Source organism: Paenibacillus prosopidis (genome assembly GCF_003337375.1).
GTDB classification, from domain to species: domain Bacteria; phylum Bacillota; class Bacilli; order Paenibacillales; family Paenibacillaceae; genus Pristimantibacillus; species Pristimantibacillus prosopidis.
The window spans coordinates 281,652-293,791 of sequence record NZ_QPJD01000001.1 but is presented as its reverse complement, the minus strand read 5'-3'; the positions used below and the strand labels follow the sequence as shown (position 1 = coordinate 293,791).

Sequence of the window (12,140 nt, the reverse complement as noted above, 5' to 3'; positions counted from 1 at the left end):
TTTATAATCCGTCCTTTCTAACCTTGGGATTTAAAAGCGCTTTCATTTTTTTCCGGACACTACTGGTTTCCGCTAGCCATCCCCTCTCATCTGATTTTTAAATAAATATTGGTAATGTTTTTATTGTTTCATATTATCTTTCTCTTTTTATACCATGATTTTGACTTCATTTATTGTTATTTTTACAAATGAGCACATAAAGAACTGGATATTAAAAACATGCTCACAAATAGCTAGCAAGTGTCAAAAGCCCCCACCTTTTAAAAGATGATGGCCCCATAGTCAAGTTCTCACGATATTTGATTTCAATAAGAATTGGATTCGAACAGCGTTTCATAAACAGCTTTGAACCCCGTCGTTCCATCATTTTCATATGGACATGTATGACTATCTTGCCTCAAAATATCTCTGAGGCACTGTCTTCGATCAATTCGGAAAGGACGGTAGCGTGGTCAAAACCTATACAGAATCCGGATTTAATCAAAAGCTTAGTAACATGTACGACAATGAAGAGCTCGTCGCAACCTCCAGATGGAGAAATCTTATGGACCCGGGGCTAATCGGTGTGGTTGCGCAGCACTATGGCTTCTTCCTCATAAACGGAAAATACCTCAAAGTCTTCTCTTGTTCTATTAACCTGTCAATTTCCGAGTTGATAAGCGGCATAAACAAGTCAAGGAATTTTGCTTTATTGTCATAAGTCCGTTCTACCGTCATATATTATCATATTAAGGATAAAAAAACCCTGTTTGAACAAGTAGTAGATGGACTTTTAGAAGAAATGGTAAAATGTGTATCGACTGCTATTGATACTGAGATTGATCCGTGGGAAAGAACCTCGATAGCCATTGAAACCTATTTAGAAGGTTGTCTTAATCACGCGTATCGGCACATTGTAATCCAGGAAGCACCTGTTATACTTGGCTGGACAAAATGGATATTAGATTCCTCCCTTGGCGTTATCACAGTAGCCTGTAATTGATGCTTTTCGCCTATATAAAATAAAAAAAGAAGGGATTTCTCCCTTCTTAAAATATTCGCCAATACATCTCAAGATTTATCTCCATTCCAAACTAACAGTGAGCAACATTCCACACATGTGACGAGTAGACAGTGACAATAAACATGTATGTGTCCGTAGGAATGGTGTTTGCTCAATAAACGTTAACCCGGTTCTTATTTTTTTGGCTTTATTATTTCCTTCTACCGATATACTACAAATGAGATGAAATTCTCAAGACTGCTTTTGTTCGTTACTTAGCAACCCACCGACACTTGAAGAACCCATCTAATCAATTGTTTCAAATTCATGACTTTCCAGAAACTTAAAGTTTCAGGTTTATTTCAATTGATGAATGATATAATCCGCAGTGCGAATAGCCAACGCTACAGTGGTAAGCGTAGGGTTAGCGGTACCACTGGTTGGGATTACGCTATTGTCAGCCACAAAGAGGCCGTGAATACCATGAATTTGACCATACCTGTTTGTTGCAGAGGTGGAAGGATCGTCTCCCATGCGGCAGGTTCCGATCTCATGATTTTCCAATCCGGGAGGCAGTAGGCAGATGGCCGGTTGACCGCCGGTTGAAAGTAAGGGGGTTTTCATCGCTGCTGAAGCCTGTTTCACTGCTTCAGCCATTTGTTGAATAACGATTTCATCTTGTTCGCTATAACTAAAATGAACCTGTATTTCTGATAACCCGTATTCATCGCGCCTAACCGGGTCAAGAGCGACAAAATTTTCGAAACGAGATTCTACTTTGCCTGAACCATAGAATTTAACCTCCCACTTCTCTTTCAAAGGTTGTACTTTATTCTGAACCCAAGCAAAATTTCCGGGTCCCCAAATTTGAAATTGATAAGGACGGTTTTCGGTGCCTGGAATCAAAATGCGAAGCGGTCCCAATCTCTCCGTGAATTCGGACCGATGTAATAAACCTGTACCAACTAGCCTAGAGTGGTTGCTCAGATAACGACCGATCACCCTTCCTTCAATCCCGGAGTTGAGTAAAATTTGAGGCGTTCCAAAAGTGCTCGCAGATAAAACAACGGTTTTTGCCTTTAAATAGTAGGGCTTCTTATCCGGAGACATCACTTTGAGGCCGACGACTCTGTTCCTTTCCACGAGGACTTGAACAGCGCTGGCGTTTACCGCCAAATCGAAGGGGCGATTCAGGGCGTGCGCAATGAACGTTATCGAACTGAAAAATGCGTTGGAGTTGACCACTCCGAATTTTGTAGGTGAAAGATCAATGGCAATCGGTTCATCCGTTGCTTCGGGGAAACCGTTCTTCCTAAGCCGATCAAGACTTATTTCAGTGAGCGGACTTCCTTGGGTGAAGGAGTGTGTGACGTTCATAATCCTCTCCGCAACGGTATAATACAATTCCATCTCTTTAACGGTTACGGGCCAATTTGCTATTTCGGAAACATGCATACGGGGGCTCACCGCTGTCCAAAACAAGGTTCTTCCCCCTAAAGCGTAGACTTGCGGCGAAGGATATTGAGGGGGCGATTTAGATACAGTGTAATAATATTTTAAAAACCGTTCGGGATCCATAGTAGCGATGTTCATTCCATTGGTTGGCAATAGGAGATCTCCCTTTTCAACGACACCAATCCGTTTTCCCGTCCCCTCCCACTGTTCGCTTAATCTCCATAGAGCAGCCCCTCCTCCTGCCCCCGTGCCTACGATGAGCACATCATATTCCACTTGCTCCATGTTTTCAAGAGAAGTCAGCGGAACCCACTGTTCCGGGTAAACGCAGACCCCCGGGCAAGTCGGGATCTGAATCTTTTGTTTGGTTGGGCTGATCTGATCGGGAAGTTTCACATGACTTCCTTGGATATCCCGGTCAGGATGTTGAATGTGCAGATTGAGCGAGACAAGCTCTTCTAATTCGACCTTATAGGACAGAGAAACTGTTCTTAGAGTATCTCCTTCATTAGCTATATATATTTTCAGGACTTATCATCCCGCTTTCCTGTTTGGATTTGATTCATGTTTATGATGATAGCAGATCGTTTATGTAGGAATAAATAAACGCATCGAATGTGTCCAACATTGTCCTCCACGCTCCTATCCGTAAATGGGTACAAAAAAAGAAGACCAGAGCAGAAGCTTCTCAGATCTCCCAATAATATCCCAGTATGGTCTCGTACTTGATAGAGGCCTAGCCTTGGCCATTGATAGCTGTAATGGAAAAAATAAATTTCTAATCAAGACTAATTGCGGTCATATTTTGTTCAAGAATCAACATAGTACGTAACAGATCCAACAACAAAAAGAGGGGCTACCGCCCCTCTTTGCTATTTCCGCCAATACATCTCAACTATTAGTCTTGCCTGACCAACAGTGAGCAACACTCCACATGCACCGTATGCGGGAACATATCCACCGGCGTAACCTCCACCGTTCGATACCCGCCATCCTCGAGCACCCGCAAGTCCCTCGCCAATGTCGATGGATTACAGCTCACATATACAACCCGCTCCGGCTGCATAGCCAAAATCGTCTCTAGCAGCGCAGGATCACAGCCTTTGCGCGGCGGATCCACGACGATCACATCCGCCGTAATCCCTTCCTCACGCCAGCGCGGAATCACAACCTCCGCAGGCCCCGCTTCAAACGAAGCATTGTTGATGCCGTTCAGCTCCGCATTACGCGATGCATCCTCAATCGCCTCCGGCACGATTTCAACGCCGTAGACTCTCCCCGCGTGCCGCGCCAAGAACAACGATATGGTTCCTATGCCGCAATAGGCGTCGATAACCGTCTCCGAACCGGTCAAGCCGGCATACTCTACCGCTTTGCGGTAAAGCTCTACCGTCTGAGTTGGGTTCACCTGATAGAACGATCTTGCCGAGATCGCGAAGCGAATCCCGTCGAGATCATCATAGATCACATCGCTGCCCCAAAGTACGCGAGTCTCATCGCCAAATATTACGTTCGTGTTTTTCTCGTTCACGTTTTGCACGATACTCTTCACGCCGGGCAGATCCTGACGGATGCGCTCGGCCCATTGATCAGCCTGAGGCAGCTTCTTGCTGTTCGTTACCAATACGACCATGATCTCGCCTGTCACCACGCCAGTCCGCGCCATCACATGGCGCAGCACGCCGCGGCCAGTCTCCTCATCGTAAGGCGATACGCCAAGCTCACGCCCGATTCGCTTCACGACACGAATGACTTCGTCATTTTGCTCATGCTGGATGAGGCAATCATCCATGTCGATAATCCGATGGCTTCCGCGGGCATAAAAACCTGCGAGCAATCCTCCATCCGTCGAACTAACTCCTACAGGAACCGCTGCCTTATTCCGATACCGCCATGGCTCGTCCATTCCAATTGTCCGATGAACGATAATCCCAGCAGAAGCAGAAGCAGAAGCAGAAGCATCCTCTCCATCTAAACGGCTGCCTTCCCCCGCAACCTTCAGCTTACCGATCCTGACCAGGTTGTCAACGACATGCTGCCGCTTCCACTCCAGCTGCGCCGGGTAATCGAAGTGCTGCAGCTGGCATCCGCCGCACTCCTTATGAATAGCGCAAAGCGGTTCCACACGCGCCGGACTCGCTTCAAGCATTTCCTCGAGCCGAGCATATCCGTACTGCTTCTTCACCTTCATCACTTTCGCGCGCACACGTTCTCCGGGAAGCGCTCCCTGTATAAAAAGGGTAAAGCCGTCAGCGCGGCCCACCCCTTCTCCGTCATGCGTCAGGCCGATAATATCGACGGTGACTTCTTCATTTTTTTGAAACGGCGCATTGACCGGCTCGCCCGCAGCCGCTGCGTTACGCGGTCTACCTTTGTGGCTGCCGCCTCTGCTTTTCCCTTTATGCATATACTCTCTCCGCTCTATCTTCAATCCGATTTCCTAAAAGCTGCTATCAACAATTATTCCCTTAATCCGGTGCGATTAGCCGCATTTTCCTTGAACTTAGCCGCACCCCTCCGCACCTTACCGGTATGTGGACTCGCCTGTTTGATCCGCAAAAATATGCAAATGCGACGGCAGCACCGAGAACGTACACGGCAGAACGCCGCCATATTCGCCATCGAGGTTAATTTGCACGTAATCCGGCGTCGTTACTTTCAATACATCCGTCCGGAAATGAATCACATGAGGATCGTTCAAATGCTCGCCGCGCAGCGCCAGCGTGACCAGCTTTATAAACTCCGGCAGATTGCACTTGCGGATAAGCAGCACGTCGAGCAGTCCGTCATCCAGCTTCGAGTCCGGCGCGAGCCGCTCAAATCCGCCGACCGAGTTGCTGTTGCAAATAAGGAACATCATAAACTCATCATGAAAGGTACCTACCCCAGCCGCTTGAAGGGTCAATTCGGTCGGGCGAAGGCGGGTCATTTTCTCCATACCCTTCATATAATAAGCGAGCTGCCCAATCATCGTCTTCAGCTTGCTCGGTACATCATAAGTCAGCTCCGTCAAGGAGCCGCCCCCGGCGATGTTGATAAAATAACGTTCATTCGCCTTACCGACGTCAATGGGCCGCGTATATTGCTGAATAATCAGGTCGATGGCATACTCCCAATGCTTCGGAATGCCCATCGCCCGCGCAAAATCGTTTGTCGTTCCCAGCGGCAAAATGCCAAGCGGTGGCCGGTTCGGTTTTCCCGTCAAGCCATTAATGACTTCATACAGCGTTCCGTCGCCGCCCGCAGCAATGATCAGATCATAGCCGCGATCAGCTGCTTCAGCTGCCGCCAGTGTAGCATCGCCTTCACCGATCGTCATGTGACAGCTTGTCTCAATGCCGCCACGCTCCAGCCGCTGCAAAATATCAGGCAGACGCTTCTTCATTTCTTCTCGTCCCGATGTCGGGTTGTAAATAAGTCTCGCCCGTTTGATTGGCATTACGGTTCACCCCTAACACCTTTATATATGAAAATGAACATGCTATTTTTCACGCGCTCGATCAAGCCAGCCTGTTATTTGCCGCTCCAGCCAACGTTCAATCGCCGGATGAGGCAGCATCGCCCGCCCGTTGTACCTGTATGTAAGCCCTGAGAGTCGCTTCGGAATCACATGATTCGTAAAATAACCCTGGCTCAAGAACAGCGGCACCACAATGACCGATTCCTCCGGATGCTTAGTCTGCATCTCCTGAAGCTTCGCCGCCGCCTGATCTGGCAGCAGCATCGCGTACTCCGCGCGCGCAAAGCCGCCAAGCGCACGAAGCCGCTCCCCGAGACGTGTCAGTCCCTGCTGCCAGCGCTCATGAAATACGTTTTCCTTGCTTCCATGACCAACAAGCAGCAGCGCTTCCTTCGCCGGCTCCGTGGACAGTTCGGCTATATTCGCGACAAGCAGTTCGGCAATTTCCAGATCGTCATCGATCGGCAGGCCGTAGGTCACTTTTGCCGCAACACGGAACGTGCTAAGATCGCCTTCCAAATCCGATACCCATGGAAGCCCGAACGCTTGCCCGATCTCATCCACATGGGTACTGCCTGAAGATACAAACAGCGGTACAACATACAGGTCCGTCACACCTTGCTGCTCCAGCGTATCAATGCCGTCCTGAATCAGTCGTCCCTCAACGATCTCGAGAAAGGACGAGACGACCGGAACGCCTGATAGACGCGGAGAAGCCGCTGCCGCAGCAACCGCATCATCAACCAGCTGCACCCATTCCGGCTCTCTGGAGCCGTGACTAATAACAAGAATGCCGGGCTTCATCGCTGCTGCCCTACCTTCCAAGACGCTCTAAAGCCATTTTATACCCGTCATTGCCGTAATTCAAACAGCGCTTCACCCGTGAGATCGTTGCCGTACTGGCACCCGTCTCCGCTTCGATCTGGTTGTACGTGCTGCCCTTTCCGAGCATGCGCGCCACCTCGAGCCGCTGCGACAACGACTGAATTTCATTCACCGTGCACAAATCATCAAAAAAGACATAACATTCTTCGACCGATTTCAATGTCAGAATCGCTTCGAAAAGTTGATCTATTGCTTTATCGTTCAGCTTTTTGAGCTGCATGCGCATTCACTCCTATGCAAGCGTAAACGTCTGACGCCATCCCCTGGTGGCGTTGCACACGTTTCGCGGTCAAATATAAGCATCGTATAAGTATAGAACTTAAACTTTCTTATATTTAAACTAATGCTAATATTGTAGCTTTTTTGGACGTTTTTTTCAAACATTACCGTATTCACGCTTTACAGGACGGAAGAGCTGCCGCTCACGTTTTAGGGGCAGAGAAGCATACAAGCACAGGGCATTTATCTAGAAATAATATCCGCACTCGGGACATTCGTCCAATCCGTATGTTCGCCTACCCCATAGACTATTATAAAAAAAGGTTGTGATCCGTGTGTACTATCGCAATAACCCAGGTACAGGCAACCACCATTACCCGCCGCACGGTGGCCACCGTCCAGGGCAAAGCCTTAACCAATCGTTGGGCGCAAAATCGGGCGGCTTTAACTTTGGCGGCGACCTTCCCACTATGGTACCAATAGAGCCGGCTGCTCCAACGCAGGAATTACTTCCTGTATCCATAGCCGAAACTTCAACAGCCGAGCTAGTCGAAACGACTGCATCCCCTGCTGCCAAAGCAGGCGGCTTCTCTCTTCCCAACTTAACCGAGATCAAAGGCTTTGTCGACCGCATGGGCGGCATCGATGGTATCGTTTCAACTGTACAAAAGGTGCAGAAGGTCGTATCCAGCGTCTCCCAAATGGCGCCGCTCGTTAAAGTACTCTGGGGCTCCTTCGGTAAAAAATCCGCGAGCGTATCGGAGGACGACAGCGACGAATGGAAGCCGAAACGCCGGAAGCGCCGCAAAACCAGCACTAGCTCAGGCAACGGTGGCCGCCGCCGCCGGAAGCCGAAGCGCCCGCGGTAGATTAGGGAATGGGCGAGAGTGAAAAAGTGGATGCTACGTCGTTCCCCTCTCCCATGTGTAACGCTCATCGAGATATTAGTCGTATAAACATACCCACATAGTCCGATTCACTTGTACTAACAATTTCTATACGTTATGATAAGTTTATCTATTGGAGTGAAGCACACCCCGATTGCAGCGCTTAGCGCCGCAATTGGGGTGTTTTCGTTTCCGGCAAATGAAGGAGGGTTAAGCATGCATCCTAATACTGTTCGTTTTATTGAAGCTTATGATCATGAAGCAGCTCTAAGCGGCACATACCCCAGTAAGCTGGACAAGTCCGCCCTCGTCTTTCTTGAGCAGGTACGGGGGTCGGCGTTCGATTACAACTATGAAGGCCTGCGCGCACTTGTGGACGAATTGAGTAGAACAGAAGAGGATAACCACCTCTTCTTTTTTATGCACATTCTCACCCTGCATCAAATGCAGTTATTCCGTTGTGGATAGACTGAAATAGCAGTTTATCCACAGCTACACTCAAGTTTTTGCCCCTTTATAGCTTACCGAATGTGCACAACTGCAACCTTCGACAATCTTCGTCAGCATCCGCATACCCGGCTGTACACAACTGTTAGTTTATTGTGTATATCCCACTCCATCGCACACCAAGCACACCCCTCACAGGTTACTCTGCTATGCAAAGCCGGCTCATTCGGCGCACCTAAATGACCATCTTACAACTAGCTCACTCGCAAAGGTTACTCTTCTATGCACAACCGACTCGTTCGGCGCACCTAAGTAACATTCACATGCTGAGCTCATACACTGTTACTATCATGTGCATAGCTGCAATTTTCGGCGGTCTTCGATACTCTTTCTCCACAGCGCTCCTTTGCTCAAACTACATCCAAACCTGCTCAAAGTTGAATACTGAAGTTAATCTCACTAATAATGAGACTAGCTTCTCTGTATCCTCTCCGAAATTCTAGGAACACAAAAAATAGTGAGGTAAATCTCATTCCCCATGAACCTAGGTTCATGGCGAGTGAGGTTTTCCTCACTATCTCATTGAAAAGTTCAAAAAACTGCTCATTTAGTGAGATTAAGCTCACAATTTAGTGAGTTTGCCTCGCCACGACTGTTCTTAATCTCAGCTATTTAGATTCAGCTATTTACTCTCAGCTATTTAGATTCAACTAGTTCAGCACTAGCTACTCAGATGCAGCCTCACCAAGCGGTCGATGCTCTCCAACAAACCAGCCCTTACAAGAAAAACAAGTCAATCAACCAGTAGAAGAGCATTGCCATAAGCACCGTAATCGGAATCGTGATCACCCATGCGATGATTATCCGTCCCGCGACGCCCCATTTCACGGCGGAGAAGCGCTTCGCGCTGCCGACACCGAGAATCGACGAGGTGATAACATGTGTTGTACTTACAGGTAAATGTATCATCGTTGCCGTCAGAATGACCGCTGCAGAACCAATATCAGCTGCGAAGCCGTTAATTGGCTCGATTTTAAAAATTTTCGTACCCATCGTCTTAATGATTTTCCAGCCGCCCACCGAAGTACCGAGCGCCATCGCGAGCGCTGCGGAGATTTTAACCCAAAGCGGAACGTCCGTCGTGTCCTGAATGCCAGCCGCAACGAGCGCGAACACAATAATACCCATCGCCTTCTGTGCATCATTCGTACCGTGAGAGAACGATTGGAATGCAGCCGTTGCTATTTGGCCAAATCGAAAGCCCTTATTTACCTGATGAGGACTCGACTTGGCAAAGATCAACTTTAATATCCACATAATAATGAAACCTGCAGAGAAAGCAATCAACGGAGACAAAAGCAATGCTTTAATAATATCGATAAAGCCTTCGGCGTTTATTGCTCCCAAGCCCGCTCCGCCGATAACCGCGCCTGCCAATGAACCGATCAAAGCATGCGACGAGGAGGACGGAATGCCGAACCACCATGTAATGAGATTCCATACAATAGCCGATATCAATGCAGCGATAACGATTTCGACTCCATGCTCTAATTTCGTCGGATCGGCTACGCCTTTTCCGATCGTCTTCGCAACGCCGGTAAACGTAATCGCACCGACAAAATTCATGACAGCTGCCAAAATGATGGCGACCCGCGGTTTTAACGCTCGCGTAGATACCGAAGTCGCAATGGCATTAGCCGTATCGTGAAATCCATTTATAAAATCAAACGAAAGCGCCAGAAACACAACAATCCATAGAACGATTAATTCCATTAGTAAGACTCCTACTCCCCAGGTTAGCTGTTACGCATAATGATCGATTCCAGCGTATTGGCTACATCCTCGCAGAAGTCGGTCGTTTGCTCCAGCATCTCATAAATCTCCTTGCGCTTCATCAGCTCAATCGGATCCGTTACGTTAGCGAACAAGCTCTTAATACAAACGCGGAGCAGATCATCAGCTTGGTTTTCCAGCTCGTTAAGCGCAATGTTAGGCTCGCGAATAGCCAGCAGCTTTTTCTCAGTAAGTAAGTAAATCGCTTTCTTGATCTGATGCGCCGAACGAACGAGAATATCCCCGAACAACGTGATGTACTCATCCTTTTCACGAATGTTGTACATTTCAAAACGCGACGCGCATGCTTCAATACCATCAAGCACATCGTCAAGAGAAGTCGTTAGCGCCATAATATCTTCGCGCTCGATCGGGGTAATGAACGTTTTGTTCAGTTCCTTCAGGATCGTATGCGTGTATTTGTCGCATTTGCTTTCGTATTCCTTCATAGTTTTGGCGAAAGCTGTAACATCCGATAAATCCGACACGCCTTTGGCGAAATACTCTACCGCCTCAACAAGCGCATCTGCCATTTCTTCAAACGTCTTAAAGAAAATATCCTTTTTCTTGAACATCGTAATCCCCTTTACCCGACTGGATGTTTAGGCGTCACTGCTATGAGCCCACAATATCTTAACACAGTTTAGCTTTGAATTGTTAAGAGATTGTAAAGGAATTATGAAAACTTTGAGATTTTCATAATAAAAGCAAAAAAGACGCAATCCCGTCACGGGATTGCGCCTCTACATCCTATGCAAGCTCATCCATTAACGTCTGTTAACAGTATTTCCAATGAGCTAATTTTGAACCCATACGACATGCTCTGCCAATGTCGGCTTATTCGGAACGATGTGAAAAAAGGTTTTGCCAGGTACGAATGGAAGCTCAGCTCCATTCTTTACGATTCGAATCATGCCGTCAGGACTGCGTACCCATTCCGCTTCAACGGCTTTGCCTTGCTGGAACAGGACCGCCGAACCGCCATCCGTCAAATCAACCGCAAGCCGTCCTGCGTTATCGAGCGTCTTATGGTTAGCGCCAAGTACGACCAAGTTAGCGGCAGACAGCTGCTGATCATTGTTCATATCAATATGGGGTTTGTCCCCGATCGAACGCTTATACAAACCGCTTGCTGCATCGTAAGCGTACCCCACTTTATAATCTTGCATCAAAAACGAAATGGTAATATTCGTTGCCGGTACTCCAGCTTCCGATGAACCGGTATCTGCGAATGTGTAGGCAGGAACTTCAACATCCGAACGGTACTTCTTCTTCCCGGCTCCCTCGCGCAGCTTCTCCAAGCTCGAATACAAGTTATGCGGCGCCTTGCGCTCCTTGCTTCTCCAGAAGTAGCTGCCCGCATTCGATATTTCGTCCAAATAAGGCTTGCCCTGATGCTGCAAAATATCATATCCGTCATTGCTCGCGCCCGCATGAGCCAAAACGGCCCCGTAGCTATCGCCAATATCAATTAAATAGGGCCGAATACTGCGTATCGGACCAATCGAATCCGTTACTGCATCTGAACTTTGAAACACGGCGATTAAACGCGTAATTCCGCCTTCGGCCAGCACTTCCCACATGACGTCGGCATTCGTAAGACCAGATTGCGGACGTGCCGCTGCAAAGTTGTTAATCATGACTACGATCGGTCGCGCTGTCTCCTCGGACGCACTCCCTAACCCTGTAAGCGGCGCTTTATAAGGCAGCGGTGTCGGTTCGGTAACAGGCTCCGTAGGCTCTGTAGTGATAATTGGTCCGTCTGTTTGCTCGGCTTCCTGAGGGGTTTCATTGACCCCTTTGCTGCTGCACGCCGTTACTAAAAGAATAATTGACAGCAGCATCGCGACAATAGAAACTCGCATTCGTTTGTCCATGAGCAACCCTACCTTTTTTCACTATAAATTTAATGAATTCGCTTCCACCTAACTTCCATTTAAACACAATTTCTAACGGTTGTCTCGACAAAAAA

Annotated in this window: 11 protein-coding genes; 3 read left to right on the top strand and 8 right to left on the bottom strand. The window is 48.0% G+C overall.

What is annotated here, in order from left to right; translation table 11 throughout:
* Positions 1–781 precede the first annotated feature (781 nt).
* The gene (locus DFP97_RS32165) at positions 782–982 is read left to right on the top strand and encodes a hypothetical protein (protein ID WP_425453479.1); all 201 of its coding nucleotides are present in this window, start codon (positions 782–784) and stop codon (positions 980–982) included.
* Between the two features lie 357 nt (positions 983–1,339).
* Here DFP97_RS32165 and DFP97_RS01255 read toward each other — a convergent pair whose 3' ends face one another.
* The 5 genes from DFP97_RS01255 to DFP97_RS01235 form a co-directional block, all read right to left on the bottom strand.
* The gene (locus DFP97_RS01255) at positions 1,340–2,833 is read right to left on the bottom strand and encodes a GMC oxidoreductase (RefSeq protein WP_342773239.1); all 1,494 of its coding nucleotides are present in this window, start codon (positions 2,831–2,833) and stop codon (positions 1,340–1,342) included.
* A 502-nt stretch (positions 2,834–3,335) separates the two neighbouring features.
* The gene (gene rlmD / locus DFP97_RS01250) at positions 3,336–4,844 is read right to left on the bottom strand and encodes a 23S rRNA (uracil(1939)-C(5))-methyltransferase RlmD (RefSeq protein WP_114378150.1); all 1,509 of its coding nucleotides are present in this window, start codon (positions 4,842–4,844) and stop codon (positions 3,336–3,338) included.
* A gap of 117 nt (positions 4,845–4,961) precedes the next feature.
* Positions 4,962–5,876 (bottom strand): diacylglycerol kinase, encoded by a 915-nt coding sequence (locus DFP97_RS01245; RefSeq protein WP_114378149.1) that lies wholly within the window; start codon positions 5,874–5,876, stop codon positions 4,962–4,964.
* A 42-nt stretch (positions 5,877–5,918) separates the two neighbouring features.
* Positions 5,919–6,701, bottom strand: coding sequence for a sirohydrochlorin chelatase (locus tag DFP97_RS01240; RefSeq protein WP_114378148.1), 783 nt, complete (start codon positions 6,699–6,701; stop codon positions 5,919–5,921).
* A gap of 10 nt (positions 6,702–6,711) precedes the next feature.
* Positions 6,712–7,002, bottom strand: a complete 291-nt coding sequence (locus DFP97_RS01235) for a YerC/YecD family TrpR-related protein (RefSeq protein WP_028612369.1) — start codon at positions 7,000–7,002, stop codon at positions 6,712–6,714.
* 334 nt (positions 7,003–7,336) lie between these two features.
* On the opposite strand from DFP97_RS01235, the gene DFP97_RS01230 reads away from it, so the two are divergent.
* Both DFP97_RS01230 and DFP97_RS01225 read left to right on the top strand, forming a co-directional pair.
* Positions 7,337–7,870: a hypothetical protein gene (locus DFP97_RS01230; protein WP_114378147.1), complete on the top strand. Its 534-nt coding sequence runs from the start codon at positions 7,337–7,339 to the stop codon at positions 7,868–7,870.
* 234 nt (positions 7,871–8,104) lie between these two features.
* Positions 8,105–8,356, top strand: a complete 252-nt coding sequence (locus DFP97_RS01225) for a hypothetical protein (RefSeq protein ID WP_114378146.1) — start codon at positions 8,105–8,107, stop codon at positions 8,354–8,356.
* Between the two features lie 756 nt (positions 8,357–9,112).
* On the opposite strand, the gene DFP97_RS01220 is transcribed toward DFP97_RS01225, so the two are convergent.
* The 3 genes from DFP97_RS01220 to DFP97_RS01210 form a co-directional block, all read right to left on the bottom strand.
* The gene (locus tag DFP97_RS01220) at positions 9,113–10,108 is read right to left on the bottom strand and encodes an inorganic phosphate transporter (protein WP_114378145.1); all 996 of its coding nucleotides are present in this window, start codon (positions 10,106–10,108) and stop codon (positions 9,113–9,115) included.
* A gap of 23 nt (positions 10,109–10,131) precedes the next feature.
* A complete protein-coding gene (locus DFP97_RS01215) occupies positions 10,132–10,743 on the bottom strand; it encodes a DUF47 domain-containing protein (RefSeq protein WP_114378144.1) in 612 nt (203 codons plus the stop codon).
* A gap of 222 nt (positions 10,744–10,965) precedes the next feature.
* Positions 10,966–12,045, bottom strand: coding sequence for a DUF3048 domain-containing protein (locus tag DFP97_RS01210; RefSeq protein WP_114378143.1), 1,080 nt, complete (start codon positions 12,043–12,045; stop codon positions 10,966–10,968).
* Positions 12,046–12,140: the final 95 nt, after the last annotated feature.